24 protein-coding genes, 1 tRNA gene and 1 pseudogene are annotated in these 26,654 nt (G+C 71.2%); 10 read left to right on the top strand and 16 right to left on the bottom strand.

What is annotated here, in order from left to right; genetic code table 11:
* From lanM to VF612_RS02475, 4 genes are all read right to left on the bottom strand, one after another.
* Positions 1-1,579, bottom strand: a 1,579-nt coding sequence (gene lanM, locus VF612_RS02490) for a type 2 lanthipeptide synthetase LanM (protein WP_408658263.1), incomplete at its 3' end; no start/stop codon positions are given.
* Complete coding sequence (locus VF612_RS02485) at positions 1,485-1,838, bottom strand: nitrile hydratase subunit alpha (protein WP_408658262.1); 354 nt, start codon at positions 1,836-1,838, stop codon at positions 1,485-1,487. The genes lanM and VF612_RS02485, both read right to left, overlap by 95 nt.
* Before the next feature lie 225 nt (positions 1,839-2,063).
* Complete coding sequence (locus VF612_RS02480; protein WP_408658261.1) at positions 2,064-2,621, bottom strand: general stress protein; 558 nt, start codon at positions 2,619-2,621, stop codon at positions 2,064-2,066.
* A gap of 3 nt (positions 2,622-2,624) precedes the next feature.
* Entirely contained in the window at positions 2,625-4,010 is a 1,386-nt protein-coding gene (locus VF612_RS02475; RefSeq protein ID WP_408658260.1) for a glycosyltransferase 87 family protein, read from the bottom strand.
* Positions 4,011-4,112: 102 nt separating this feature from the next.
* Here VF612_RS02475 and VF612_RS02470 point away from each other — a divergent pair, with 102 nt between their 5' ends.
* Both VF612_RS02470 and VF612_RS02465 read left to right on the top strand, forming a co-directional pair.
* Positions 4,113-5,333, top strand: a complete 1,221-nt coding sequence (locus tag VF612_RS02470) for a molybdopterin-dependent oxidoreductase (protein WP_408658259.1) — start codon at positions 4,113-4,115, stop codon at positions 5,331-5,333.
* Positions 5,330-5,782: a hypothetical protein gene (locus tag VF612_RS02465; protein ID WP_408658258.1), complete on the top strand. Its 453-nt coding sequence runs from the start codon at positions 5,330-5,332 to the stop codon at positions 5,780-5,782. Before VF612_RS02470 ends, VF612_RS02465 begins: the two co-directional genes overlap by 4 nt.
* Positions 5,783-5,790: 8 nt before the next feature.
* Here VF612_RS02465 and VF612_RS02460 read toward each other — a convergent pair whose 3' ends face one another.
* The 4 genes from VF612_RS02460 to VF612_RS02445 are packed head-to-tail and all read right to left on the bottom strand — an operon-like array spanning position 5,791 to position 9,804.
* Positions 5,791-6,441, bottom strand: coding sequence for a TIGR04282 family arsenosugar biosynthesis glycosyltransferase (locus VF612_RS02460; protein WP_408658257.1), 651 nt, complete (start codon positions 6,439-6,441; stop codon positions 5,791-5,793).
* A complete protein-coding gene (locus VF612_RS02455) occupies positions 6,438-7,097 on the bottom strand; it encodes a glycosyltransferase family 2 protein (RefSeq protein WP_408658256.1) in 660 nt (219 codons plus the stop codon). The genes VF612_RS02460 and VF612_RS02455 overlap by 4 nt, the downstream gene beginning before the upstream one ends.
* 9 nt (positions 7,098-7,106) lie before the next feature.
* Complete coding sequence (locus VF612_RS02450) at positions 7,107-8,177, bottom strand: NAD-dependent epimerase/dehydratase family protein (RefSeq protein ID WP_408658255.1); 1,071 nt, start codon at positions 8,175-8,177, stop codon at positions 7,107-7,109.
* 4 nt (positions 8,178-8,181) lie between these two features.
* Positions 8,182-9,804 (bottom strand): dolichyl-phosphate-mannose--protein mannosyltransferase, encoded by a 1,623-nt coding sequence (locus tag VF612_RS02445; protein ID WP_408658254.1) that lies wholly within the window; start codon positions 9,802-9,804, stop codon positions 8,182-8,184.
* A gap of 38 nt (positions 9,805-9,842) precedes the next feature.
* On the opposite strand from VF612_RS02445, the gene rsmI reads away from it, so the two are divergent.
* From rsmI to VF612_RS02420, 5 genes are all read left to right on the top strand, one after another.
* Positions 9,843-10,727 carry a 16S rRNA (cytidine(1402)-2'-O)-methyltransferase gene (gene rsmI, locus VF612_RS02440; RefSeq protein ID WP_408658253.1) on the top strand — a complete coding sequence of 295 codons (885 nt, stop codon included), beginning with the start codon at positions 9,843-9,845 and terminating at the stop codon, positions 10,725-10,727.
* Positions 10,728-10,912: 185 nt separating this feature from the next.
* On the top strand, positions 10,913-12,712 hold the full coding sequence (gene metG, locus VF612_RS02435; RefSeq protein ID WP_408658252.1) for a methionine--tRNA ligase: 1,800 nt from the start codon (positions 10,913-10,915) through the stop codon (positions 12,710-12,712).
* Complete coding sequence (locus VF612_RS02430) at positions 12,709-13,617, top strand: TatD family hydrolase (protein WP_408658251.1); 909 nt, start codon at positions 12,709-12,711, stop codon at positions 13,615-13,617. Before metG ends, VF612_RS02430 begins: the two co-directional genes overlap by 4 nt.
* Before the next feature lie 123 nt (positions 13,618-13,740).
* The gene (locus VF612_RS02425) at positions 13,741-14,907 is read left to right on the top strand and encodes a transglycosylase family protein (protein WP_408658250.1); all 1,167 of its coding nucleotides are present in this window, start codon (positions 13,741-13,743) and stop codon (positions 14,905-14,907) included.
* A 123-nt stretch (positions 14,908-15,030) separates the two neighbouring features.
* Entirely contained in the window at positions 15,031-16,191 is a 1,161-nt protein-coding gene (locus VF612_RS02420) for a ubiquitin-like domain-containing protein (RefSeq protein ID WP_408658249.1), read from the top strand.
* Between the two features lie 70 nt (positions 16,192-16,261).
* On the opposite strand, the gene VF612_RS02415 is transcribed toward VF612_RS02420, so the two are convergent.
* Both VF612_RS02415 and VF612_RS02410 read right to left on the bottom strand, forming a co-directional pair.
* Positions 16,262-16,711 carry a HEPN domain-containing protein gene (locus tag VF612_RS02415; protein WP_408658248.1) on the bottom strand — a complete coding sequence of 150 codons (450 nt, stop codon included), beginning with the start codon at positions 16,709-16,711 and terminating at the stop codon, positions 16,262-16,264.
* A 26-nt stretch (positions 16,712-16,737) separates the two neighbouring features.
* Entirely contained in the window at positions 16,738-17,277 is a 540-nt protein-coding gene (locus VF612_RS02410) for an ArsR family transcriptional regulator (protein WP_408658247.1), read from the bottom strand.
* A 161-nt stretch (positions 17,278-17,438) separates the two neighbouring features.
* On the opposite strand from VF612_RS02410, the gene rsmA reads away from it, so the two are divergent.
* On the top strand, positions 17,439-18,299 hold the full coding sequence (rsmA, locus tag VF612_RS02405; RefSeq protein ID WP_408658246.1) for a 16S rRNA (adenine(1518)-N(6)/adenine(1519)-N(6))-dimethyltransferase RsmA: 861 nt from the start codon (positions 17,439-17,441) through the stop codon (positions 18,297-18,299).
* 41 nt (positions 18,300-18,340) lie between these two features.
* Here rsmA and VF612_RS02400 read toward each other — a convergent pair whose 3' ends face one another.
* The 3 genes from VF612_RS02400 to VF612_RS02390 form a co-directional block, all read right to left on the bottom strand.
* Positions 18,341-19,348, bottom strand: coding sequence for a ribose-phosphate diphosphokinase (locus VF612_RS02400; RefSeq protein ID WP_408658245.1), 1,008 nt, complete (start codon positions 19,346-19,348; stop codon positions 18,341-18,343).
* On the bottom strand, positions 19,345-20,859 hold the full coding sequence (gene glmU, locus VF612_RS02395) for a bifunctional UDP-N-acetylglucosamine diphosphorylase/glucosamine-1-phosphate N-acetyltransferase GlmU (RefSeq protein WP_408658244.1): 1,515 nt from the start codon (positions 20,857-20,859) through the stop codon (positions 19,345-19,347). The genes VF612_RS02400 and glmU overlap by 4 nt, the downstream gene beginning before the upstream one ends.
* A 114-nt stretch (positions 20,860-20,973) precedes the next feature.
* Positions 20,974-21,046: transfer RNA gene (locus tag VF612_RS02390), tRNA-Gln, on the bottom strand.
* Between the two features lie 266 nt (positions 21,047-21,312).
* On the opposite strand from VF612_RS02390, the gene VF612_RS02385 reads away from it, so the two are divergent.
* A complete protein-coding gene (locus VF612_RS02385) occupies positions 21,313-22,242 on the top strand; it encodes an acyl-CoA desaturase (RefSeq protein ID WP_408658264.1) in 930 nt (309 codons plus the stop codon).
* 124 nt (positions 22,243-22,366) lie between these two features.
* On the opposite strand, the gene kynU is transcribed toward VF612_RS02385, so the two are convergent.
* Entirely contained in the window at positions 22,367-23,650 is a 1,284-nt protein-coding gene (gene kynU, locus VF612_RS02380) for a kynureninase (RefSeq protein ID WP_408658243.1), read from the bottom strand.
* A 92-nt stretch (positions 23,651-23,742) separates the two neighbouring features.
* Here kynU and VF612_RS02375 point away from each other — a divergent pair, with 92 nt between their 5' ends.
* Entirely contained in the window at positions 23,743-24,381 is a 639-nt protein-coding gene (locus VF612_RS02375; protein WP_408658242.1) for a TetR family transcriptional regulator, read from the top strand.
* Positions 24,382-24,394: 13 nt separating this feature from the next.
* On the opposite strand, the gene VF612_RS02370 is transcribed toward VF612_RS02375, so the two are convergent.
* Together VF612_RS02370 and VF612_RS02365 are read right to left on the bottom strand one after the other, a co-directional pair.
* Entirely contained in the window at positions 24,395-26,188 is a 1,794-nt protein-coding gene (locus tag VF612_RS02370) for an ABC-F family ATP-binding cassette domain-containing protein (RefSeq protein ID WP_408658241.1), read from the bottom strand.
* A gap of 13 nt (positions 26,189-26,201) precedes the next feature.
* Positions 26,202-26,654, bottom strand: a pseudogene (locus VF612_RS02365) (4-(cytidine 5'-diphospho)-2-C-methyl-D-erythritol kinase); the annotation flags it as partial.

Below are 26,654 nucleotides of genomic sequence, written 5' to 3'. Positions count from 1 at the left end.
AGGTGGCACGGAAGCCGCTGGCGATCTCTGCCAGGTAGCCTTCCGGACCCACCGCCCGGCCGACGAGCACGGGCAGGTTCGCGGCGCCGCCGATGGTGACGGTGACCCGGCCCTCTCGCATCTCGTCAGAGGCGGGAGAGACCCAGGCGGGTACCTGATGAGGCACTGTCTGTCCCGCGATGCCGCCCAGGCCACCGAGTTCGATGGCGCCCTCCGGCCCGTTCACCCACAGCGGAAGCAGGTAGGTGCCGAGCACCGATTCGTCGACGATCCGAAGCGCGGCTCCGGAGGACTCGGCCGGATACTTCGATGCGGGCTGGTGAAACAGCGCCTCGAGGTCGACGAAGATCGGCTGGTCGGCGTCGGCGATGACATTCTCGCGATGGAAGTCCGTGCCGCCGAGCAGGTACATCAACATCAGGTAGACGCCGTGCCGGCGGTAGAACCGGGCTACGGCGGCCGTATCCGGGCAGGGCCGGTGCGCTACGAACTCGTCCCATCCGTAACGGTCGCGTGCGACGTGCCGGCGGGTGGGGAGCGAGGGTTCGAGGCCCCAGGCATTGAGGGTGCCGACGAGCTCGTGGAACGCTGAGTCGACCTCCAGCGGGCGTGGCTTGTACATGATCCTGGCGCCGGTGCTGAAGCGCAGCTCGGCGACCGATCGATGCCCGCGATGCGGGTCGGACAGGCCGCCCCGCAGCTCGGTGAGACACCCCAGCGGCGCGGCATCATGGAGCGTCGTCTCGACATCGGAGATGTCCTGGCTGAGCCTGAGGAACATCTCCAGTGTGACGGTGACCCAGCATTGGATCGTGGTGGCCAGCAGCCGGCCGAGCGGCGGGTAGCGAAGCAGGATCGACTCCAGCTCACCCTCGGCAAGCCGGCGCGAGAAGTCCCGGTACCGCTCCTCGGCGGTGTCGCCTGTCAGGGTCTTCTCCAGACGGGCGATATTCAGCTCGAGCACGAGCGTCCGGTCGACCTTCTGCGCCAGGCTTACCGACAGGGCCGCCAGCAGCGACGGCTTCAGCGAGTCCAGATCGAGCCAATCCCACCGGCCGGTCGAGCGGTCGAGGCGCGCGAGCTGGCTGGTCAGATCCCGCCACCCGCGTTGGGCCAGCCCGACCATGTCGCGCTGAAAGGCCAGCTCCGATGAGGTCACGGGCTTGGCGAGCACGCTCGCGGAATCGAACCGGCCCGGCTCGAGCCCCTCGCGGAGGTAGTGCCACCAGGCTGGCAGGTCTGCGGGCGCGGGCCTGCCGGCAAGGTGATCCAGCACCTGCCCGGGCGGCCGCTGATCGACCGCTGCCAGCCGCAGCGTCAGCAGGTCCTCGGCGTCATCCCTATCGTCGAAGGCAATGCGCGTCCAACGCAGCCGGAGCCTGTCCGACTCACGCGTCGACGGTGGGGCAACGGGTTGCGACAGCCGCTCTGAAACGGGTGAGGCGCCCCAGCCGAGAAGTGACCGGGACGCCTCCGCCAGCGCTTCAGCAGAACAGTCCACAGGCGCCAGTGATCGAGTTCGGGCACCAGCACTCCGCAGTGAGCGTGCAGTGCGCGCCCTCGGACGCGTCGCCGCCACGGTCGGCCTGCGCCAGCTCATCCGCGCCCACCGTCGAGGACTTGCCCGAGGGCGGGTCAGCCACGACCAGGTTGAAGACGCCCGGCGAGTCGTCCACGACGTTGAAGTTCATGCCCTCGGGCACCGTGATACCCAGGCTTTCGACCGCAGCCCTGGGATCGGTGCGCACCAGCTGCCGGAACTCCTCGTCCCGCCACGCCCTGACCTGCACGCGAGTGCGCAGGTCAAGATCCTCCTCGTTCTGCCCAGCAGCAGTCATCGATTACCTCCATAGCATCCAGTGAGCTCACCCCAGGCCGGGTGATCGCGCGGAGCCTAACATCGCTGATCACTGCTCACCTGTTGAATCGACAATCACGTTTGACCCTTCGCTGGAAGGGAAACTCGCGATATGCCGTAGGTGCTACACCGTTTTGTCCGGCGCTGTCGGGAAAGGTCGAGCCGCTGAGCCGGGCTGCGGTTGCGTGCTGGAACAGCCGGCCCGCTAGGGAGCCGTCAACCCTCCCGGCATGGCGCCACCCGGCATGGCGCCACCCGGCATGGCGCCGCCCGGCATGGTGCTCAGCAGCTCACGAGCCCGCTCGGCGAACCGGTGCTCGACCAGCACCTCGTACTTGGTCGCCACCACCTGGCTGACCGAGGAGAAGTCCCGGGTGCCGCCCCTGGTCACCGCGGTGAACCCGATCTGGCTCCAGATCAGTCCGAAGATCGCGCCGAAGATCGGGGTGCTGATCAGGAACCCGAGCTGGTTGCCGTCGCCGAAGATCGAGAACGCCAGCCCGACGAACAGCCCCATCCACAGACCGGACATGGCGCCGGCGGCTGCCACCTTGGCTCGGGTGATCCGTCCGGTGACCCGCTCGACCGTCTTGAGCTCGGTGCCGACGATGGCCATGTTCTGGACTTCGAACTCGTTGTCGGACAGGAAGTCCACAACCTTCTGTGCCTGCTCGTAGCTGTCATAGACCCCCAGCGACATCGGGTACTGCAGATCGAGCCCCGGGCGCGGGATGTTCGGTGACACGTTCGATGACATAGTCATGACTCAACTTTGCCACGAATGACCGGCTGCCGGGCTGCGCAGGGCCGAGCGGGGGGCTCCTCGGCGGACCGCGAGCCCCACCAGGGTCAGCGCCAGCGCACCGCCGTACAGAGCGGTTCCGAAGGCCGCGCCCAGGTGGAAGTCGCTGTCGATCAGGTAGAAGAAGCTCGGGACGATCGCCACCGGCAACCACTCCAGGGCGCCGGACATCACCGTCAAGGCCAGCAGCAGCAGCGCGTACCAGCCGTAGGACGGCGTGCTGACCAGCAGCACCACGCCCGCCAGCACCACGGCCGAGTCCTCCGGCGCGTCCGGGTCGGTGTGCCGGAGGACCCAGAGCGCGGTGAGGCCGAGAACCAGCGCGGCGGCGGCCGTCGCCAGCAGGTTCGGCAGCCACGGGTCCAGCAGCAGGAACCGGCCACCGCTGAGATACCGCTCCTCGCGCAGGTAACCGGGCAGGTAGCCCAGCACGTCCGGCCCGATGGCCAGGACGTGCGGCAGGTAGGCCAGGGCCACCAGGCCGGCCGCGCAGCCGATCACCAGCGCCGGACGGCGGCGCAGCAGCGACATCAGCACCAGTCCCGGATAGAGCTTGGTGGCGATCGCGGCGCCCACCAGCAGCCCGGCGAGCCCGGAGCGGCGGGCTGCTTCGCAGCTGAGGGCCAGGACGCAGAGCACTACCCCCAGCCAGTCGATGTGGGCGTTGTTGCCGAGCTCGGTGGCCACCAGCGGGCACCACGCCCAGAGCGCGACCGGCCAGAGGGGGCGGTTGCGGGCCAGCGCCCGGCGGGCGAGCAGCCAGGCCACCGCGACGGCGCCGAGGCCGGCTGCCAGCTGGGCCGGCAGGTGCCCGCCGCGGCCGCCCAGCGAGGCGATCCGGATCCCGGCGAACGCGGCCTCGGCCACCGGGGGATAGACGGTGCGCACCTGCGGCCGGTTGATCGCGCTGCACCCGGCCCCGTCGTCGACCGGCCATGCGCAGCGGGCTTGGGCCGGGAAGAAGAACGGTGTGCGCAGCCGGTCGAGCTCCGGCGCGTCCGGGGCGTAGCGGTAGGGATCGATGCCGGCGAGCTGCACCTTCGCGTCCCACAGGTAGCGGTAGTCGTCGTCGGAGGAGCCGGGCGGCGCGCACAGAGCGATGATCTGCAGCGCGATCCCGACGCCCAGGATCAGCGACAGCATCCTTCCCGCTGCCATCCGCACCCGCGACAGCAGCAGCACCGCCAGCAGGAACGGCCCGATCGCGGCGCTCTGCTGCCACAGCACGTGGTGCGGCAACCCCGGCGCGAACTGGCCGTAGGAGTACAGGCCGACCAGCAGACCCAGCGTGGCCAGCAGTGCGGGGACGAGCAGGCGACTGCCCGTGCCGGTGTCCGATGCCGCCCTCACCCGCCCCAGCCTGCCAGCCGGCGGTCGCCGACGCCGGAGGCAGCCACTGCCGGCTCCTGCGCCGGTGGCCCGAGTGACGGGTGGTGCGCCAGACTGGGCGTCATGGGCAGGTTGAGGACGATCGTCGCCAGGCCGCTGGCGATGCTCGCCCACGAGCCGCCGGGATGGCCGGCCTTCCGTGGGCGGCTGCGGTCCGAGGCGATCACCGCGCGGGTGGGACTGCTGCTCGGCATCGCCGTCGGGCTCTGCTTCGGCACCGGCATCCTCAGCCACTACCAATACACCCCGTGGTCCTGGATCGCGATTCCGTCGGCGCCCGTGTGGGGATACCGGCTCACCCAGGGCATCCATGTCATCACCGGCCTGGCCGCCATCCCGTTGCTGATCACCAAGCTGTGGTCGGTGTTTCCGAAGCTGTTCGTGTGGCCACCGGCGCGGTCGGTGGTGCACGGGCTGGAGCGGCTGAGCGTCGCGATCCTGGTCAGCGCCTCGATCGTCGAGGTGACCATCGGGTTGCTGAACATCCTGAACTGGTATCCGTGGCGGTTCTCCTTCATCGACGTGCATCACTGGCTGGCGTGGGTCATCATCGGCTCGCTGCTGCTGCACATCGCGGTCAAGCTGCCGGTCATCCGGCGCGGGCTGACCCGTCAGGCTCTGGAGGCGCCGGACAACCTGCCGGCCGGTGTCGGGGCGACGGCAGGGGCCGAGTCAGACCTCGAGGCGCCGGCCGGGGGCATCACCCGGCGCGGCGTCCTGATCGCCAGCGGCGCCGGCGCCGGCATCGTCGCCCTGACCACGGCCGGTCAGGCGCTGACGCCGCTGCGCCCCGTCGCGCTGCTCGGGGTACGGGATCCGCAGCGGGCGCCGCTCGGCGTTCCGATCAACCGCACGGCGGCCCAGGCCGGCGTGCGGCAGCTCGCGACGGCGCCGGACTACCGGCTGCGGATGGCCGGGCCGAAGCCGTTCGACCTGACGCTGGCCGAGCTGGAGGCGATGCCGACCGTGCGCCGGTCGTTGCCGATCAGCTGCGTCGAGGGCTGGAGCGCCGGCGCCGACTGGGACGGCATCGAGCTGATGGACCTGGTCACCCGGATGGGCGGCGCCGCGGACTCCCGGGTGGTGCTGGGCTCGCTGGAGCCGGACGGGCCGTTCAAGCGCTCGCTCATCTTCGGCCCGCAGCTGCAGGCCGCCCTGCTCGCGACCCACCTCAACGGCGTCCGGCTGACGCTCGACCACGGCTATCCGGTGCGGCTGATCGCTCCCAATCGCGCCGGCGTGTTCAACACCAAATGGATCACCCAGATCGGGTTGGCCCGATGAGAACGGCCCGCTGGCTGCTGGGCACCCTCGGAGTGCTGCTGCTGGGGTACGGGATCGGGCGCATCGTCCAGTTCTCCGCCGCGACCCAGCCACGGCAGCTCGGCGGCTGGCTGCTGGGCGCCCTCGTCCTGCACGACGGGGTGTTCGCCTGGCTGGTGGTCGGGGGTGGCTGGTTGCTGGGCCGGTTCGTGCCCGGACGGGCCCGCGCCTACCTGCAGGGCGCCCTGATCACCGCAGGCCTGGTGGCCGTGGTCGCGGCGCCTCTGATCTATCGCCAGGGCAAGTCCCAGCCCGGGCAGGCGCTGCTGGAGCGCGACTACCTCGCCAACCTCCTGGTGATCTTCGCCTGCATCGCTGTCGTGACCGGCGCCGCCTACCTGGTCCGGGTCAGGCGCGACCGCGCAGCGGCGAACGCCCGCCCGGCTGCTGAGCAGGCCACGTCCGGATAGCTGCGCGGTCAGCCGCCGTCGGCTCGCAGGTCCCGCATGGCCTGGGCGAAGGCGCCGTCCGGCGCCTGGTCGACGATCGCGCAGGCGTCGTCGAAGGTGTCGACGTCACTGAGCTCGTCGAGCAGCTGCACCCGCAGCCCTGCTCGCTGCAGCCGGCCGAGCTGGACGGACCCGGTCGCGGCGGTCGACATCGGCACGCCGCTGATCGTGCTGGACGCCGCGGCGGGATCGGCGAACCCGATGGCCCAGTACCCGCCGTCGGTGGCCGGCCCGAGGCAGGCGCCGTAGCGCGACGGGTCGAAGGCCATCAGGTGCTTCGGGCGCAGCTGCGGGGTGTCCATGCCGATCAGCACCGCCGGGCGGTCGGGGTCCGCCGCGGCGAAGGCGGCCACGATCCGGACGTCGAGCCCACCCGCGTGCTGGTCCACGGCGCGCCAGCCGGCCGGCAGCCAGCCGGTGGGGTCGCCGGCGAACGCCAGCAGGTGGGTGTCGGCGTCCACCTCGTCCGCTGCCGCCAGGGTGTCGGTCAGCGCGGCCGCCGCGACCCGGGCTGCCTGATCCGGTCGCAGGGGTGGCGTCAGGCGGGTCTTGGCCCGTCCGGGCAGGGGCTGCTTGGCCAGCACGATCACCGTGCCGAGCCGGCCGGGGCGGTCGGTCACCGCGACAGCACGGCGGACATGTCGCGGACCGCGCCCCACGTCCCGCGCAGGGTGCCGGTGACCTTCGAACGCCCTTCGCGCGGCAGGTAGGCGACATCGGCCTGCGCGATCTGCCAGCCCGCGTCGGCAGCCCGGACCACGGTCTCCACCGGGTACCCGCTGCCCCGGTCGGCCAGCCCCAACGCCAGGTAGGGCTCCCGCCGGGCGACCCGCACCGGGCCGATGTCGCCGAGCGCGACGCCGGTACGCCGTCGTACCCGCCGGGCCAGCTCCCGGTTGGCCAGCCGGGCATGCAACGGCCAGGACCGCAGCGTCGTCGGACGGCGGCGGCCCACCACCAGGTCGGCCCGGCCGCCCCGGATCAGCTCGGCCATCGCCGGGATCCCGCGAGGGTCGACCGTGGCGTCGCAGTCACAGAACGCGAGGAGCTCGGCGGTGGCCGCCTGCGCTCCGGCATGGCAGGCCGCGCCGTACCCGCGCTGCCGGCAGTCGATCACGAGCGCCCCGTAGCCGCGTGCGGCCTCGGCCGAGCCGTCCCGGCTGCCGTTGTCGACGACGATCGCCCGCGCGCCGTCCGGAATCCGCTCCAGCACCCAGGGCAGCGCCGCGACCTCGTTCAGGCACGGGAACACGATGTCCAGGGAGGCGGCGGTCACCGGGCCAGGCTACGGGGCAGCCGGGAACGGCTTCGCGCGGGAATCGACCTGATGGGCATGGGCAAGCTCGGCCATCCCGTCGGCGAACTCCACGGCAGGCCGCCAGGAAAGCTCGGCGCGCAGCCGGGACGAGTCCGCCGTGATGTGGCGGACGTCGCCCAGCCGGTAGGCGCCCGTGATGCGCGGAGGCGGCCCGGCGACGGCGCGGCTGAGCGCGGCGGCCAGCTCGCCGACCGTGCGCGGCGTGCCCGATCCGACGTTGTAGGCCCGCAGCGACCCGTCGGCGACCGGAGCGTCCAGCGCTGCCGCCGTCGCTGCGGCGACATCCCGCACATGCACGAAGTCCCGCCGCTGGCCGCCGTCCTCATACACCTGCGCGACGCCGCCGGAGCGCAGCGCCGACAGGAAGATCGCGGCGACCCCGGCGTAGGGGGTGTCACGGGGCATGCCGGGACCGTAGACATTGTGATAGCGCAGAGCCGCGACCCGGCCGCCGGTCACCCGGGCCCACGAGGCCGCCAGCTGCTCCTGCGCCGACTTGCTGGCGGCATAGGCGTTGCGCGGGTCGACCGGAGCGTCCTCGTCGACCAGCGCCGGCGTCAGCGGCAGTCCGCACGCCGGGCACGGTGGCTCGAACTGCCCCGCTCCGAGGGCGGCCTCCGTCCGCGGCCCGGGCCGCACGCCCTGGTGCGCGGGGCAGTGGCCCAGCCCTTCGCCGTAGACCACCATGGAGCTGGCCAGCGCCAGCCGGCCGATCCCGGCCCGCGCCATGCCGGCCAGCAGCACCGCGGTGCCGAGGTCGTTGGACGAGGCATAGTCCGGCAGGTCCTGCACGTCCACGCCCAGCCCGACCTTGGCCGCGAGGTGGCAGACCGCCTCGACCCCCCGCAGCGCGCCGTCGACCGAATCGGCGTCGCGCACGTCGGCCCTGACCAGCTCCACCGGCAGCGCCGGCGCCGGTCCGCGATGGACGTCCGGGCGCAGCGAGTCGAGCACCCGCACGTCGTGCCCGAGGGTGATCAGCCGGTTGAGCAGGTGCTGGCCGATGAAGCCGGCGCCGCCGGTCAGCAGGACCTTCACCGGCTCAGATCCAGCCGGGCAGCCACATTCTCAGCTGCCAGTCGTGGTTGGTCAGCAGGCCGCCGGTGAAGACCGGCCACATCCAGACGAAGTCTGCCACCACCGCGCCGAGCCACAGCGCGACCGCTGCCGAGCGCACCAGCCGCCCCGTCGGGATGCCGTGGAAGGCGATCCACTCGCGCAGGCCGACGGTGGCGACCGCGCTCCTGCCGTCCTCGCCCTCGGGTGACCGGCGGGCGGCCCGGGCCGGCTCGGCGTCGTCCTCGGACGCGCGGGACAACATCGCTCCGACCGCGAAGGTCAGCCCGAGCACCAGGAACGGCATCAGCGGCGTCATGTAGAACAGGAAGCCGGTCCGCCGGGTGTTCTGCAGCCAGACCCCCCAACCGGCCAGGAACGCCAGCCACACCGCGCCGGCCCGCCAGTCCCGGGTGGTCGCCCAGTGCCACAGGCACCAGATCAGCGCCGGGAGGAAGGCCCAGTACATCAGCGGGGTGCCGATCAGCAGGATCTCCCGGGTGCAGCTGGCCGCCCCGCACCCGGTCACGTCCGACGGCGCGTAGAACGACGTCGGACGGCCCAGCACCAGCCAGGACCACGGATTGGCCTTGTAGGCATGCGGGTCGTACAGGTGGCTGTGGAAGACGTAGGCCTGGTGGTGGTAGTTCAGCAGGCTGCGCAGGCTCGACGGCAGCAGGCTGAACAGCCCGGTGCCCGGATGGGTGTCGCCCCAGTGCCGGTTCCAGGAGTTCTCGCCGACGAACCAGCCCGTCCAGCTCAGCAGGTAGGCAGCCACCGGCGCCGCCAGCAACGAGCCCAGCGCCGCCGGCACGGACCGCTTGAACGTGGCCAGCCAGGGTTGCTCGACGCCGGCGCTCTTGAGCGCCCCGCGGTCCCACAGCACCGACAGCAGCGCGAAGGCCAGCCAGTACGACAGCGCGCTCCACTTCACCGCCAGCGCCAGGCCGAACAGCAACCCGCCGGCCAGCCGCCACGGCCGCGGGCCGAGCCGCGGCGCGCCGTAGCTCAGGTCGACGCCGGCCGCGTACAGGCCGCCGAGCCGGGCCCGGACCTGATCGCGGTCGACCACCAGCGCCGCGAACCCGGCCAGCACGAACGTCTGCAGGAAGATGTCGAGCAGGGCCGTCCGCGACATCACCAGCGAGATCCCGTCCAGGGCCAGCAGGCCGCCGGCCAGCACGCCGAGCAGGGTGGAGCGGAACATCCGCTGGGCCAGCCGGGTGAGGATCAGCACGCTGATCGTCCCGGCCACCGCCGGAGCCACCCGCCAGCCGACCGCGTCGTCGCCGAACAACCAGGACCCGAGCGCGATCAGCCACTTGCCCAGCGGCGGGTGCACGATGAACATGTACCCGCGGTTGTCCTCGTAGCCGTAGCGCAGCATCTCCTGCGCCTCGGTGGCGTAGTACACCTCGTCGAAGCTCTTGGTCTCGGGAAAGCCCAGCGCCCAGAACCGGGTGCCGGCCGCCAGGGCGGTCACCAGCAGGGTCCACAGCCAGCTCTGCAGCCGCGACGCCGGCCGCCACCCGGTCAGCACGGGCGGCGCCGTCAGAGCCGGCTGGTCCGGCACCTCGCGGGTGCGGCCGGCTTGCAGCGTCGCGGTCACCCGGTGATCGTAGGGTCTGTCGATATGGAAGGCCCGCGATGACCGCACCGCCGCCGGACCCGGCGCCAGCAGAGCACCGCCCGGCCGGCCGGGTGGTGCTGGCCGGCGCGCCGCTGGGCCGTCCCACCGACGCCTCGGCAGGGCTGGCCCGGGCGCTGGCTGCCGCGCCGGTGATCGCGGCCGAGGACACCCGGCGGCTGCACCGGCTGGCGGCCGACCTGGGGGTGGCGATCTCGGGCCGGGTGCTGTCGTTCTTCGAGGGCAACGAGCAGGCCCGGGTGCCGCAGCTGATCAGCGCCCTGCAGGACGGCTCGGACGTCCTGGTGGTCACCGACGCTGGCATGCCGTCGGTGTCGGACCCCGGCTACCGGCTGGTGGCCGCCGCGATCGAGGCCGGCCTGGTGGTGACCGCGCTGCCGGGGCCGTCGGCCGTCACCACGGCGCTCGCCGTCTCGGGGCTGCCGGTCGACCGCTTCTGCTTCGAGGGCTTCCTGCCCCGCAAGGGCGGCAGCCGGCGCCGGCTGCTGGCCGAGCTCGCCGACGAGCGCCGGACCATGGTGTTCTTCGAGTCCCCGCACCGGGTCGCCGAGTCGCTGGCCGACCTCGCCCAGGCGCTCGGCGCCGACCGTGCGGCTGCGGTGTGCCGGGAGCTGACCAAGACCTATGAAGAGGTGGTCCGGGGCTCGCTGGCTGAATTGTGCGACTGGGCGGCCGGGGACGTCCGGGGCGAGATCACCCTGGTGGTCGCCGGCCGGCCTGCCGGGTCCGCGGAGGTCCCGGCGACGGAGCTGGCCGCGCTGGTCAGCGCCCGCGAGCAGGCCGGCCACGGCCGCAAGGAGGCGATCGCCGAGGTGGCCGCGACCACCGGGGTGGCCAAGCGGCTGGTGTTCGACGCGGTGGTGTCGGCCAAGCGGGTGATCTGAGACGCCGGCGGCGCTCTGCGAGAAGGCGCCTGCGGCGCTCTGCGAGAAGGCGCTTGCGGCGCTCTGCGGAACGGCGCCTGCGGCGCTCTGCGGAACGGCGCCTGCGGCGCTGCGGGACGAATTGGAATTGGGCCCGTCACTAGGCTGGTCAGCATGACTGAGCTTCGCAAGAGTGACTGGCGGACATGACCGATCCCGTCAACATCCTGACCGCGGTGGCCTGGCCCTACGCCAACGGCCCGCGGCACATCGGCCACGTCGCAGGCTTCGGCGTCCCGTCCGACGTCTTCAGCCGCTACCACCGGATGGCCGGCAACAACGTCCTGATGGTCTCCGGCACCGACGAGCACGGCACGCCGATCCAGGTCCAGGCCGAGCGGGAAGGCGTCTCGCCGCGCGAGCTGGCCGACCGCAACAGCCTGGTGATCGCCAAGGACCTTCGGCAGCTGGGCCTGTCCTATGACCTGTTCACCCGCACCACCACGGTCAATCACTACGCGGTGACCCAAGCGCTGTTCCTGGGACTGCTCGACAACGGCTACATCTTCGCCCGCACCGAGCTCGGCGCGATCAGCCCGTCCACCGGCCGGACCCTGCCCGACCGCTACATCGAGGGCACCTGCCCGATCTGCGGCTACCCCAGCGCGCGCGGGGACCAGTGCGACAACTGCGGCAACCAACTGGACCCGGCGGACCTGATCAACCCCCGGTCCCGGATCAACGGCGAGACCCCGAAGTTCGTCGACACCGAGCAGTTCTTCCTCGACCTGCCGGCCTTCGCCGACGTCATCTCGCAGTGGCTGCGGAGCCAGTCGCACTGGCGGCCCAACGTGCAGAAGTTCGCGCTGAACCTGCTGGACGATCTCAAGCCGCGGGCGATCACCCGGGACCTGGACTGGGGCATCCCGGTGCCCCTGGACGGCTGGCGCGATCGCGACGACAAGCGGATCTACGTCTGGTTCGACGCGGTCATCGGCTACCTCTCGGCCTCGATCGAGTGGGCCGCCCGCACCGGCGACCCGGACGCCTGGCGGGCCTGGTGGCAGGACGAGAGCGCCCGGCAGTACTACTTCATGGGCAAGGACAACATCGTCTTCCACGCCGAGATCTGGCCGGCGATGCTGTTCGGCTACTCCGGGATCGGCGCCAAGGGCGGCCAGCCCGGGAGCTTCGGGGCGCTCAACCGGCCCTTCGACGTGGTGTCCTCGGAGTTCCTCACCATGGAGGGCAAGAAGTTCTCCTCCTCGCGCAATGTCGTCATCTACGTCGGGGACATGCTCTCGCGCTATGACGCCGACGCGCTGCGCTACTACCTGACCAGCGCCGGCCCGGAGAACCAGGACACCGACTTCACCTGGGCGGAGTTCGTCCGGCGCAACAACGACGAGCTGGTGGCCGGCTGGGGCAACCTGGTCAACCGGACGATCTCGATGACCGCCAAGAACCTCGGCTCGATCCCGGCCGCCGGCGAGCTGACCGAGGCCGACCGCAGCCTGCTGGCCGCGTCCTCGGCCGCCTTCGACACGGTCGGGGAGCTGATCTCGAAGAACCGGCAGAAGGCCGCGCTGGGCGAGGTGATGCGGCTGGTCGGCGAGGCGAACAAGTACCTGTCCGACACCGCGCCGTGGAAGCTGAAGAACTCCGACCCGGACCGGATGGCCTCGGTGCTGCACACCACCCTGCAGGTGGTCGACGACGTCAAGACGCTGATGACGCCGTTCCTGCCGACCACCTCGGAGAAGGTGCACCAGGCGCTCGGCGGCGCCGGCAGCTGGGCCGCGATGCCGGAGCTGGTGGAGGTCGACGAGCCGACCGCGGCGGGCTCGCCGTCCTACTCGGTGCTGACCGGCGACTACCAGACCCAGGCCCGCTGGGTCTCCCAGCCGATCGAGGTGGGACGCCCGCTGGCGGCGCCGACCCCGATCATCGCCAAGCTGGACCCCTCGGTGGTGGACGAGGAGCTGGCCCGGCTCGCCGAGTCATGACGGCGCCCTCCGGTAAGGACCAGGGTGCCGGCAAGGACCAGGGCGCCGGCAAGGACCAGGGCGCCGGTAAGAACCCCGCGCCGCCGGCTCCGCAGCCGCTGGACGGCACCGTCTTCGACTCCCACTGCCACCTCGATGCGATGTCGGCCCGGGCCGGGCTGTCCCGCCGGGGCGAGCCGGCCGGCGAGGGGTTCACCGCGGCCGTGCTCGCCGAGGCAGCCGCGGTCGGCGTCACCCGGGTGCTGAACGTCGGGTGCGAGGTCGGCGAGTGGGCTTCGGCGCTGGAGTCCACTGCCCATCCGGACGTGTACGCGGCCCTGGCGGTCCATCCGACCGAGGTGGCGGGGCTGACCGAGGCGCACTACCGCGAGCTCGCCGAGCTGCTGCGCCATCCCCGGGTGGTCGCGGTCGGCGAGACCGGCCTGGACTACTACTGGGACCGGACCGAGCCCGCCGACCAGCAGCGTCATTTCCGCCGGCACATCGAGCTGTCCAAGCAGGTCGGCAAGCCGTTGGTGATCCACGACCGGGACGCCCATGCCGACGTGCTGCGGATCCTGCGTGAGGAGGGGGCGCCACCGGCCGGCGTGATCTTCCACGCCTTCTCCGGCGATGCCGAGATGGCCCGCGAGTGCGTGGCCGCCGGCTACGTCCTGTCGTTCTCCGGCGTGCTCACCTTCAGCAACGCGCCGGCGCTGCGCGAAGCCGCGGCGGTCACCCCGCTGGAGCAGTTGCTGGTCGAGACCGACGCGCCGTTCCTGACCCCGCACCCCTATCGCGGCAGGCCGAATGCGCCATACCTCATTCCGCACGTTGTGCGCGGTTTATCCGAGCAGAAAGCGGTTTCAGAATCAGTGGTGTGCGCCACTATTTCGGCCACCGGGCAGCGCCTTTTCGGATGGTAGCGACCGTTTTGACCGTTACTCGTGCAGATTCGGTTTGGCCGTAGCTCCATCGGACCGTTACGGTGCTGTGACCGAGCAGAACGCGACAGGCCATTTTCGGCCACACACGATCAAGGGGTTTTCTTGCGTCGCAGCGTGAAGTACGGCCTGTACGGCTTGACGGTGGCGGGGGTTCTCAGCGGCACGGCCGCCTGGGCCGTCGCTCCGACTCCCAGCAAGACCATCGACCTCAAGATCGACGGTCACCACCAGCAGGTTTCCACCAAAGCGAAGAATGTTTCCGACGCCCTGGCCGCGGCCGGCGTCTCTGTCGACAGCCACGACCTGGTGGCTCCCGACCTCGGCTCCTCGATCGACAACGGCAGCACCATCGTCGTGCGACGGGGCCACCTTTTGCACCTCACGGTGAACGGCAAGGCCTCCGACGTCTGGGTGAACGCCGACTCGGTCGACGAGGCGCTCACCCAGCTCGGCTACAACTCCAACACCCTGGTGTCGGTGTCCCGCTCGATGCGGCTGGACACCCTCGCCCGGGGTGCTGCCACCAACCTGTCGATCGCCTCGCCCAAGCGGCTCGTCATCCAGGTCGACCGCCGGACCCTGACGGTCACCAGCGCGGCCAGCACCGTCGCCGACGCGCTCAGCCACGCGATGGTCTTCGTGGGCCCGTCCGACCGGTTGTCCGCCCCGCGCGCCAGCCTGGTCCGGGACAACCAGGTGATCAAGGTGCAGCGGGTTCGCTACGCCACCAGCGTCACCTCGGTGCGGGTGGGCTTCCAGCGGATCACCGAGCGCGATTCCAGCAGCTACATCGGCCAGAGCCGGCTGGTCACCAGCGGCAAGCCAGGGCTCAAGCGCATCACCTACCGGCTGACCTACCTGGACGGCAAGCTGGCCGGCAAGGCGCCGGTGCGCACCACGCTGGTGACCGCGCCGGTCAACCAGGTCACCCGGATCGGCGCCAAGCAGCGGCCGGTGGTCACCGCGCCGAAGCCTGCTCCGGTCACCAAGCGGCCGACGCCGCGGACCGCCACCCCACCGCCGTCGTCCAGCGGCCTGAACTGGGATGCCGTGGCGGCCTGCGAGTCCGGCGGCAACTGGCACATCAACACCGGCAACGGCTACTACGGCGGCCTGCAGTTCGATTCGGGCACCTGGCTGTCCAACGGTGGCGGGGCCTACGCCCCGCGGGCCGACCTGGCTTCTCGGGAGCAGCAGATCGCGGTCGCGACCAGGCTGTACAACGCCCGGGGCGCCAGCCCATGGCCTGTCTGCGGACAGCGTCTCTGATCCCTGTTTCCAGGGCGATCCGCGCCAGCACGTCCGCCGTGCCACCAGGCACGGCCGCGGCACGCCCTTCTCTCTGCCGCCAGCGCTGCCTGCTGCCGGCGTAGACCTTGAGGAGTTCTCGTTTTGCGTCGCAATGTCAAGCTCGGCCTGTACGGCCTGGTGCTCGCCGGCCTGCTCGGCGGCACCGCCAGCTGGGCCACCGATACCGGCAAGACCGTCAACCTGCGGATCGACGGCCAGGACCACCATGTGCACACCTCGGCCGCCGACGTCCGGGGAGTGCTGGCCGCTGAGCACATCGCGGTCGGCGAGCACGACATCGTCGCGCCGGACCTGGCCTCCAAGGTGTCCGACGGCGCTGACATCGTGGTCCGCCGGGGCCACCTGCTGCACCTGGTGGTCAACGGCGCCGCGCGCGACGTCTGGGTGAACGCCGTCTCGGTCGACGAGGCGCTCAACCAGCTGGGCTACGGCAGCCAGCACCTGGTGTCGGTGTCGCGGTCCAAGCGCCTGGACGCCGGCGCCCTGAACCTGTCGGTCACCACGCCGAAGCGGGTCACCTTCAAGGTGGACCGCAAGTCGGTGCCGGTGACGGTCTTCGGCCCGACCCTGCGGGAGGCGCTGGCCCAGGCCAACCTACGGCTGGGCGCGCACGACCTGATCTCGCCGAAGATCACCACGGCGGTGGCTGACCGGCAGGTCGTCACCATCCGCCGGGTGGTCCTGAAGCTCAGCGTCGCCCAGCAGACCGCTCCCTTCGCCACGGTCCGGAAGAACGACCCGACCCGGACGGTCGGCAACAGCGCGGTAGTGACTGCCGGGCGCAACGGGGTGAACCGGGTGACCTACCAGCTGCGCTACATCGACGGCAAACTGGTGAGCAAGACGCGCTACAGCAGCACGGTCCTCCGGAAGCCGGTCACCCAGGTGACCAGGGTCGGCACCAAGCCCAAGCCCAAGCCGGTCTACAGCGCCCCGGTCTCCTCCGGCAGCGCCCAGCAGATCGCCGCCGGCATGGTCGCGGCCCGGGGCTGGGACAGTGGCCAGTTCTCCTGCCTGGTGAGCCTGTGGAACAAGGAGAGCGGCTGGCGCACCACCGCCGCCAACCCGTCCGGCGCCTACGGCATCCCGCAGTCGCTGCCCGGCAGCAAGATGGCCTCGGCCGGCAGCGACTGGCGGACCAGCGCGCGGACCCAGATCACCTGGGGCCTGGGCTACATCGCCAGCGTGTACGGCACGCCGTGCAGCGCGTGGGCGCACTCGCAGGCCACCAACTGGTACTGATCGGTCGCGGCGGAGTTCGGCCGCGCTGATTGTTCGATGCCCGGGTGCTGTGCGCCCGGGCATCGCCTTGCTAGTACACCGGCATCTGGTCCAGCACCTGTGCGCACATGTCCACGATCTCCCTCGCAACAGCGATGTCCTCGCTTAAGTCGGTGGGGTCGAGCTCGGGCGCCGGTTTGTCGATCGGCGGGTACTCGGCCTGATTTCGCTGTCGTCGAAGGCGGTCAAACGGGCGAAGGATCTTGCCCAGCGGTGGGTCGAGCTGTGCGGTAACCGCGTCGTAGATTGCTAGGTGCCCGCCGTCCGAGGTTGCCCGGAGCCCCTGGTTGGCCAGAACGGCTGCGAGTGCCTTACGGGCGGCGTCGTAGAGCAGCGCGGCGCAACCATCGGGATCATCGGCTGCCATAGACCCGGCGGACACGAGATGCCGCCGAGCGGCTTCTATGAGCCGGTTGGCGTAGTCCCGGTTCGGCGGCACCCGCTGCAACCTGCGCTGGTCCAACAACTGGTCGATGACCACGCAGCCTTGTGTCCACCTCGGAATGGTCACTCGGCATTCTCTCTATCGTCGAGCAGCGGCACGAGCGGTCCCGACCGGACGGCGGAAACAAACGGCTGCGGTTCGGGGGAGGTCCACGCGGTTCGGCGTAAGCGCGTGATGTTCACCGGGCGGTCCAGTGCCTGCTGCGCCTGGCGGGCCGCCTCGTCCAGGTCATCGCGATTGGCATCACCGACAACCAGCACATCGATGTCGTTCGGGATGGGGCCGCTTTCACCGATGTACCGGGCAGCCCATGATCCGTATATGTATGCCTCATCGACGTCATCCCTTGCTGCGAGCAGGTCGGCAAGCACCTGCTTCGGGCCGAAGGTGACCAGGAGGAGGTGCGTCAACGGCCGGTAGATCGGTGAGTCAGTCGCTGCGGACACCTGCCGCACGTTACCGATGCGCCTATCGTGCAGAAATCCGGCCTTGACGAGACGTTCCACCTCGTTGCGCACACCAGGAACGCTTCTGCCCAGCCTTCGCGCGATCTCCGTAAGGCTGTAGCTGGCCTCCGGGTGGAGGTACAGCAAGGCCAACATGTCCCCCTGCACCTGTGAGCGCAGGAGGGGCAGGAGGGGTGGGGCACCAACTTTCATAACAGTTAATATACCTTAACTGTTAAGTGAGAAAGCCGTCTCCTCACCGCCCCACCATGTTGCGCCCATCGGATAGGCGTCAAGTCGTTGGGCATACTGCGGCAGTGGAAGGTTTGCTGGGCCCGGTCCAGATTCGAGAGCTGGCCGAGCGTCTGGGGATACGTCCCACCAAGACGCTCGGCCAGAACTTCGTGCACGACCCGAACACCATCCGGCGGATCGTCCGGGCTGCCGAGCTGAGCCCGGACGAGGCCGTGCTGGAGGTCGGGCCGGGCCTGGGCTCGCTCAGCCTGGAGCTGCTGGCCGCCGGCGCCCAGCTGACCGCGGTGGAGATCGACCCGCGGCTGGCGGTGGAGCTGCCGGCCACCGTGCAGCGCTTCGCCCCGGAGCTGGCCGGCCGGCTGCGCGTCGTCGAGGCCGACGCCTTGAACGTCACCGCGCTACCCGATCCGCAGCCCACCGCGCTGGTGGCCAACCTGCCCTACAACGTCTCGGTGCCGGTGCTGCTCACCCTGCTGGCGGCGTTGCCCACCATCCGGCACGGCCTGGTGCTGGTGCAGCTTGAGGTGGCCGACCGGCTCGCCGCATCCCCGGGTAGCAAGGTGTACGGCGTGCCGAGCGCCAAGCTTGCCTGGTACGGCCCGGCGACCCGAGTGGGCGTGGTGCCGCGCTCGGTGTTCTGGCCGGTTCCTAACGTCGAGTCGGGGCTGGTCCGGTTCAGCCGGGCAGCGCCGCCGCCGGGCAACGCCAGCCGGGACGAGGTGTTCGCCGTGATCGACGCCGCCTTCGCCCAGCGGCGCAAGATGCTGCGCTCGGCGCTGGCCGGCTGGGCCGGTTCGGGGACGGCGGCCGAGGCGGTGCTGATCAAGGCCGGCGTCGATCCGACGGCGCGCGGTGAGACGTTGCCGGTGACCGCCTTCGCCCGGATCGCCGAAGCTCGGATCGCCGAAGCCCGGCTGGCCTAGCCCGGAAGCCCGTTGACCAGCTATCGGCCTGCGGAAACTCCCTAGCTGCGGCCGTCGAACAGGCTGGTGACCGACCCGTCGGAGAAGACCTCCTTGATGGCGCGCGCGATCATCGGGGCGATCGAGAGGACGGTCAGCTTGTCGAAGCGCTGTTCCGGCCGCAGCGGCAGCGTGTTGGTGATGATCACCTCGCGGACCCGGCTGTTCTTCAGCCGGTCGGCAGCGGGATCGGAGAAGATCCCGTGGGTGGCGGCGATGATGACGTCAGCGGCGCCGGCCTCGTAGAGCAGGTCGGCGGCCTTCACGACGCTGCTGCCGGTGTCGATCATGTCGTCGGCCAGGATGCACAGGCGTCCGACGACATCACCGACCACCCGGTTGGCGATCACGGCGTTGGCCACGTTGGGGTCGCGGGTCTTGTGGATGAACGCGATCGGGACGCCGCCGAGCCGGTCGGCCCACTGCTCGGCGGCCCGGACCCGGCCGGTGTCGGGCGAGACCACCGTGAGCTCCTCGCCGGCGTAGGTTTCCGAGACGTACCTGGCCAGCAGCGGCAGCGCGAACAGGTGGTCCACCGGGCCGTCGAAGAAGCCCTGGATCTGCGCGGTGTGCAGGTCGATCGACATGATCCGGTCCGCGCCGGCGGTCTTGAGCAGGTCGGCGACCAGCCGGGCCGAGATCGGCTCGCGGCCCCGGTGCTTCTTGTCCTGCCGGGAGTAGGGATAGAACGGCGCCACCACGGTGATCCGCTTGGCCGATGCGCGCTTGAGGGCGTCGACCAGGAGCAGGGTCTCCATCAGCCAGTGGTTGATCGGTGTGGTGTGCGACTGGATCACGAAGGCGTCCGAGCCGCGCACCGACTCCTCCGGCCGGACGAAGATCTCGCCGTTGGCGAAGTCCCGGGCGGTCATCGGCGTGACGTCCATCCCGATGTGACCGGCGATCTCGTCGGCGAGTTCGGGGAACGCCCGGCCCGAGAGCAGCGTCATGCTCTTGCGGTTGGGTACCTCGAGATTGCTCTTGCGGGTGGGTACCTCGAGTTCGCTCATGCCTTGCTGCTCCCCGTCGTGCTGCTCGAGCTGTCCTGATCCGGCGCCGGCGCGCCGTCGGCAGCCGCTTCGGCGGCCGCCGCTGAAGTGGTGCCTGGCCGGTGCCGCAGCACCCAGCCTGCCACGTTGCGCTGCTGCGCCCGGCCCACCCCCAGGGCGCCCGGCGGGACGTTGGAGGTGATCACCGAACCAGCTGCGGTATAGGCGCCGTCGCCCACCGTGACCGGCGCGACGAACATGTTGTCGGCGCCCGTCCGGGCGTGGTCGCCGATCGTCGAGCGGTGCTTGTGCACGCCGTCGTAGTTGACGAACACCGTGGCGGCGCCGATGTTGGTGTGCGCCCCGATGGTGGCGTCGCCGACGTAGCTCAGGTGCGGCACCTTGCTCCCGGCGCCGATGTCGGAGGCCTTGATCTCGACGTAGGTGCCGATGTGCGCCTGGTCGGCCAGCTCCGTTCCCGGCCGGAGGTAGGCGAACGGGCCGACCGTGACACCGGCGCCGATCCGGGCCTGGTTGGCCACCGTGCGGGTCAGCATGCTGCCGGCCCCCACCACGGTGTCGGTCAGGGTGGTGTCCGGGCCGATCGTCGCGCCGGCCGCGATCTCGGTCCGGCCGTGCAGCTGCACGTTCGGCTTCAGCGTGACGTCGGGCTCCAGCGTGACCTCGGCGTCGACCCAGCAGGTCGCCGGGTCGATCACCCGGACGCCCGCGCGCATGTGCCGCTCCAGCAGCCGCTGGTTGTAGCTGCGGTGCGCGGCCGCAAGCTGCACCCGGTCGTTGACGCCGGCGGTCTCCTCGGCCGGCGCGGTCCGGGCCCGGACGTCGCGCTGCTCGGCGACGAAGATGCTGACCACCTCGGGCAGGTACTCCTCGCCCTGGGCGTTGTCGGTGCTCAGCCGGTCGATCGCCTCGTGCAGCGGGTCGGCGGCGAAGGCATAGACCCCGGCCGACACCTCGGTCACGGCCAGCTCGTCCGGGCCGGCGTCCTTCTGCTCGACCACCCGCAGCACGGCGCCGGCCCGGTCCCGGTCAGTGGACCGGATCACCCGGCCGTACCCGGTGGGGTCGGACAGCTCGCTGGTGAGCAGGGTGGCAGCGGCGCCGGTGGCGGCGTGCTCGGCCAGCAGGGCGGTGAGCGTGTCCGGCGACAGCAGCGGCGCGTCGCCGGGCAGCACCAGCACCGTGCCGGTGACCGGCCGGTCCGCGGCCAGCTGCTCCAGCGCCATCCGGACCGCGTGCCCGGTGCCGTTCTGCTGCTCCTGGACCACCGCCACCGCGGCCGGGGCGATCTCGACCAGGTGCGCGGCGACCTCGTCGCGGCGGTGCCCGATCACCACGGCGGTCCGCTCGGCAGCCAGGCCAGCGGTGGCGGCCAGCGCGTGACCGAGCAGCGACCGTCCGGCGAAGGGGTGCAGCACCTTGGGCAACGCCACGGATTTCATCCGGCTGCCCTCCCCGGCGGCCAGGACGATGATGGTGAGCGGTGTGATCGAGGCATCAGGGGCGGTCACGTGCGGCAGCCTAGCCCAACTGCGATGGTGACCCGGCCGCGACAACGGGCTTGCCGGACGGCTCGCTCGCGGCTCCGTTTTCCGCCTGATCCACAACGGTCACCGTCACGATTGCTGGGAGACTGGGATTCGAACCCAGACTGCACGGCTCCAAAGGCCGGCGGGCTGCCGATTACCCCATCTCCCACTGCGCCTGGACGAAACCGCGGCGGCGCTCGACCGGAACAGCTTACCCGCCGGGGCCTTGACGCTGCCGGTTCGCAAAACTTACGGTAGCGTAGGTTACGTTCGCGTAACCCGCTCACTACTAGCGTGCAGAGCAACGACACTGCCGGGCCGAAACCGCCGCGCCGGCGCTCACCTTCCAGGAGCCAGCTTATGACCATGCTCGAGGACACCCCCGGCGCCACGGCGGCCCACCGACTGCAGGACGGCCAGCCGGTGGCCAAGCCGATGATCTCCGGCCACAAGGGTCCCGGTGAGCAGGTGCTGCTCTACGTGTTCGTGGTGGTGCCGTTCCTTGCCCTGCTGGCCGCGGTCCCGCTGGCCTGGGGCTGGGGAATCGGCTGGACCGACCTCGGCATCGCGCTGGGCTTCTACGTGGTGTCCGCGCTCGGCATCACCGTCGGCTTCCACCGCTACTTCACCCACGGCGCGTTCACGGCCAACCGGGGACTCAAGATCGCCCTGGCGATCGCCGGCTCGCTGGCCATCGAGGGCCCGGTGATCCGCTGGGTCGCCGACCACCGCCGTCACCACGCCTTCTCCGACCGCGAGGGCGACCCGCACTCGCCCTGGCGCTTCGGCGAGTCCGCGCGCGGGCTGGTCAAGGGTTTCTGGTACGCCCACCTCGGCTGGATGTTCGACCCCGAGCGCACCAACCAGGCCAAGTACGCCCCCGACCTGCAGGCCGACCCCGACCTGGTCCGGATCGACAAGCAGTTCCCCTTCTGGGTGGCCTTCACGCTGCTGGCCCCGGCGGTGCTCGGCGGGCTGATCAGCTGGTCCTGGACCGGCGCGCTGACCGCATTCTTCTGGGCCTCACTGGTCCGGCTGTGCCTGCTGCACCACGTCACCTGGTCGATCAACTCGGTGTGCCACATGATCGGCGAGCGGCCCTACGCCTCCCGGGACCGGTCGGCCAACTTCTGGCCGCTGGCGATCCTGAGCATGGGGGAGTCCTGGCACAACAGCCACCATGCCGACCCGACCTGCGCGCGGCACGGCGTCGACCGCGGCCAGCTCGACATCTCGGCCCGGACGATCTGGTTGTTCGAGAAGCTGGGCTGGGCCACCGACGTGCGCTGGCCGCGCCGGGACCGGTTCGACAAGCTGGCCGCCCGCAAGGCAGCCGAGCGGACTGTGGCCCAGCACGCCGCCTGATCACGCGGAGTTAGGCCGCACGCCGGACGCGATCGTTGGCCGCCGTGCAGAGCCGCCGTCGGCGAGTCGCCCTGCTGGGTGGCCAACGATCGCGCCCTGGCGGTAGGGATGACCCTGGCCCGGCTCAGGTGACCGCGGCCCGCCGGGCGAACCGGGGCTCGTGGTAGCTGCCGTCGGCCAGGATCTCGGCCAGCGTGGTCATCCCCCGATGCACGTCGGCATGGCTGAGGTACATCGGCGGAAAGCCCAGCCGGAGCAGGTCCGGCGCCCGGAAATCGCCGATCACGCCGCGCTCGATCAGCGCCTGGCAGACCTGGTAGGCATCGGGCATCCGCAGCGAGACCTGCGACCCGCGCAGCTCCGGCCGTCGCGGCGTGGCCACCTCGACACCGAAGCCGGCCAGCCGCTGGTCGGCGAAGTCGATGACCTGCTGGGTCAGCGCCAGCGACTTGGCCCGCAACCGGTCCAGGTCCACGCCGTCGAAGGCGGACAGCGCCGCCTGCAGGGCAGCCATCGACAGCAGCGTCGGGGTGCCGATCCGGGCCCGCTCGATCGAGTCGGCCGGAACGTAGCTGCCGTTGAGCCCGAACGGCTCGCGATGGCCGTTCCAGCCGGTCAGCGGCAGCTCGACCTGCTGCTGGTGCCGGTGCGCGAGGTAGAGAAAGGCGGGCGAGCCGGGCCCGCCGTTGAGGTACTTGTAGGTGCAGCCGACGGCCAGGTCCGCCTCGATCTCGTCCAGGGCGACCGGCAGCGCGCCGACCGCGTGGCACAGGTCCCAGACCATCACCGCGCCGGCCTCGTGCGCCGCCCGGGTCAGCTCGGCGGCGTCGAAGAGCTCCCCGGTGCGGTAGTCCACCAGCGAGAACGACACCGCGGCCACCCGCTCGTCCAGGTGCAGGGCCAGCTCGGACGGGTGCAGCCGGACCACCTGGAGGCCGAGCAGCCGGCCCACCGAGTCGGCCAGGTACTGGTCGGTGGGGAAGCTCGCCCCGTCGGTCAGCAGCACCGACCGTCCCGGACGCAGCCGGCAGGCAGCCACCAGGGCCTGGAAGAGCTGCACCGAGGTGGAGTCGCCGCAGATCACCTGCCCCTCGGCCGCGCCCATCAGGCCGGCCAGCTGGTCGCCTACCCGGCGCGGCAGGCCCCACCAGTCATGGACGTTCCAGGACGTGATCAGGTCCTGCCCCCACTGCCGCCGCACCAGGTCCTCGACGGCCGGCAGCACCGCGCGCGGCAGCGGGCCGAGGGAGTTGCCGTCCAGGTAGACGGTGCCCTCGGGAAGCTCGAAGCGGTCGCGGACGAAGGCCAGCTCGTCCTCGGCGTCGGCCCGGCGGGCTGCTGCCAGTAACGGGTCCTCGGCGATGGTCCCGGCGGCGCCGGGAGCGACGGTGGTCGGCGAGTCGGTCATGCACCCATGATGGCAAGCCCGCACAACAGGGCGTCGCAGCCGCCCGAACCGGGACTGTGACAAATGGGCCCGGTTAGGTAGCGACTGCAACAATGGGCCCGGTGACCGACAGCCAGAACAGGCCCCGGGTTCGGATGACCGGCAAGGAACGCCGTGAGCAACTGCTCGATGTCGGCCGGGCGATGTTCGCCGAGAAGGGCTTCGAAGCGGCCTCCATCGAAGAGATCGCCAGCCGCGCCGGAGTGAGCAAGCCGGTGGTGTACGAACACTTCGGCGGCAAGGAGGGCCTCTACGCGGTCGTGGTGGACCGGGAGATGCGCAACCTGATGGACCGGATCACCTCGGCCCTGACGGGCACCAATCCGCGTGCGCTGGTCGAGCAGGCGGCGCTTGCCCTGCTGACCTACATCGAGGAGCAGACCGACGGCTTCCGGATCCTGGTCCGGGACTCCCCGGTGGCCACCAGCACCGGAACCTTCTCCTCGCTGCTCAACGACATCGCCAGCCAGGTCGAGTACATCCTGGTGCGCGAGTTCAGCGCCCGGCAGCTCAATCCCAAGCTGGCCGGCATGTACGCCCAGATGCTGGTGGGCATGGTGGCCCTGACCGGGCAGTGGTGGCTCGAGGTGCGCAAGCCCAAGCGCGAGGAGGTGGCCGCGCACCTGGTGAACCTGGGCTGGAACGGCCTGCGTGGCCTGGAGGCCAAGCCGAAGCTGTCGCTGGACTCCTGAAGCCCGCGGGACGCTAAAGCTCCTCCGACAGCTCCAGCCAGCTGTGCTCGGCCGCGTCCTTGGCGCTCAGCACCGTCCGCAGCTCGGTGTCGAGCTCGCTGATCCGGGCATAGTCGGTGGCGTGCTCGGCCAGCGCCCGGTGCAGCTCTGCCTCCCGGCGCTCCAGCTTGGCGATCTCGCGCTCCAGCCTGGCCAGCTCCTTGCGGGCCGCTCGCGGGTCGGCCTTGCGAGCGGGCCTGTCCGGGACCGGCCGGTCCTGCTCGGCAGCCCGCAGACCCGCCGCCCGGCGTTGCAGGTACTCATCGATGCCGCCGGGCAGCGCCGCGATCGAGCCGTCGCCCAGCAGCGCCACCGTCGAATCGCAGACCCGCTCGATCAGGTACCGGTCGTGGCTCACCACCACCAGGGTGCCGGCCCAGGAATCCAGCAGGTCCTCCAGCTCGGCCAGGGTGTCGGTGTCCAGGTCGTTGGTCGGCTCGTCCAGCAGCAGCACGTTCGGCTGGGTGAGCAGCAGCCGCAGCAGTTGCAGCCGCCGTCGCTCGCCACCGGACAGGTCGCTCACCGGCGTCCACTGCCGCTCGTTGGCGAAGCCGAACCGCTCGGCCAGCTGGCTGGCCGACTGCTCGACGCCGCCGAGCACCGCGACGCCGCGCACCTCGGTCACCGCCTCGATCACCCGCAGCTGCGACGGCAGCTCGGTGACGTTCTGGGACAGGTGGCCGGCCCGGACGGTCTGGCCGATCACCACCTTGCCGGCGTCGGGGGACAGCTCGCCGGCCAGCAGCCGCAGCAGGTGCGTCTTGCCCGAGCCGTTGACGCCGATGATCCCGATCCGGTCGCCGGGACCGACATGCCAGGTCGCGCCGGACAGCAGCGTCCGGGCGGTGTCGCCGCTGCCGACCGAGAGCGTCACGTTCTCGACGTCGTAGACGGTGCGGCCCAGCCTGCGGGCCGACAGCGCCCGCAGCTCGACGCTGCTGCGCGCCGGCGGGACGTCGGCGATCAGCGCCTCGGCGGCCTCGATCCGGAACTTCGGCTTGGAGGTGCGGGCCGGCGGCCCCCGGCGCAGCCAGGCCAGCTCCTTGCGAAGCAGGTTCTGCCGCCTGGCTTCGCTGGCGCTGGCCTGCCGGTCCCGCTCGGCCCGGGCCAGGACGTAGGCGGCGTACCCGCCGTCGAAGCTGCGCACCGAGCCGTCGATGACCTCCCAGGTGCGGGTACAGACCGCATCGAGGAACCACCGGTCGTGGGTGACGGCCAGCAGCGCGCCACGCCAGCGGTTGAGGTACTCCGCCAGCCAGGTGACCCCCTCGATGTCGAGGTGGTTGGTGGGCTCGTCCAGCACCAGCAGGTCGGCGTCGGTGACCAGCGCCGCGGCCAGCGACACCCGTCGCCGCTCACCGCCGGACAACCGGTCCACTTCGGTGTCCAGACCCAAGGCCAGCCCGGACGCCCCCAGCCCCAGGCCGGTCAGCACCTCGCGTACTCCCGTGTCGCCGGCCCAGACATGCTCAGCCGTATCGCCCACGACCAGATCGCGGACGGTAGCACCGGCGGTGAGGTGGCCGGCCTGGTCGACGGTGGCGATCCGCAGGCCGCCGGTGACGGTGGCCCGGCCGGAGTCCGGCGGCTCGGCGCCGGTGATCATCCGCAGCAGGGTGGATTTGCCGCCGCCGTTGCGCCCGACCACCCCGATCCGGTCCCGGTCACCGACCCCGAGCGACACCGACTGCAGCACCGTGGTGGTGCCGTAGCTCTTGGAGACGTTCTCCAGGTTCACCAGGTTGACCGCGGTGGCCCTGCCCGCCATCAGGCGCCCGCCATCAGGCCAGCACCGTCGCCCGGGCGGCGCCCCCGGCCACCGGGTAGGCGTGCCGGCAGGCGCCGCTGGCAGTCAGCGCCCGGGCCAGCTCGACGGCGTGCTCGGCATCGCGCGCCAGGAACGCGCAGGTCGGGCCGGAGCCGGAGACGATGCCGGCCAACGCGCCGCAGTCGCGGCCGGCCGCCAGGGTGCCGGCCAGGTAGGGAGCCAGGGTGATCGCCGCTGGTTGCAGGTCGTTGGCCAGCCGGCTCGCCAGCCGATCGGGGTCTCCGCTGGCGACCGCCTCGACCAGCCCGCCGGACGCTATCGCCGCTGCGGGGTCCGGAGCCGTCCGGGCCAGCTCCGGGCCGCGCTGGCGGTCCAGCTCGGCGTAGACGGCCGCCGTCGACAGGCCGCCGTGCGACACCGCCAGCACCCAGTGGAACCGGGCTCCGTCCTCGATCGGGCGCAGCCG

Origin of the sequence: Jatrophihabitans sp., assembly GCF_036388195.1 — a bacterium.
Lineage (GTDB): Bacteria > Actinomycetota > Actinomycetes > Mycobacteriales > Jatrophihabitantaceae > Jatrophihabitans_A.
Note: the sequence above shows the minus strand (reverse complement) of the source record. Positions and strands in the feature narration are given on the sequence as shown.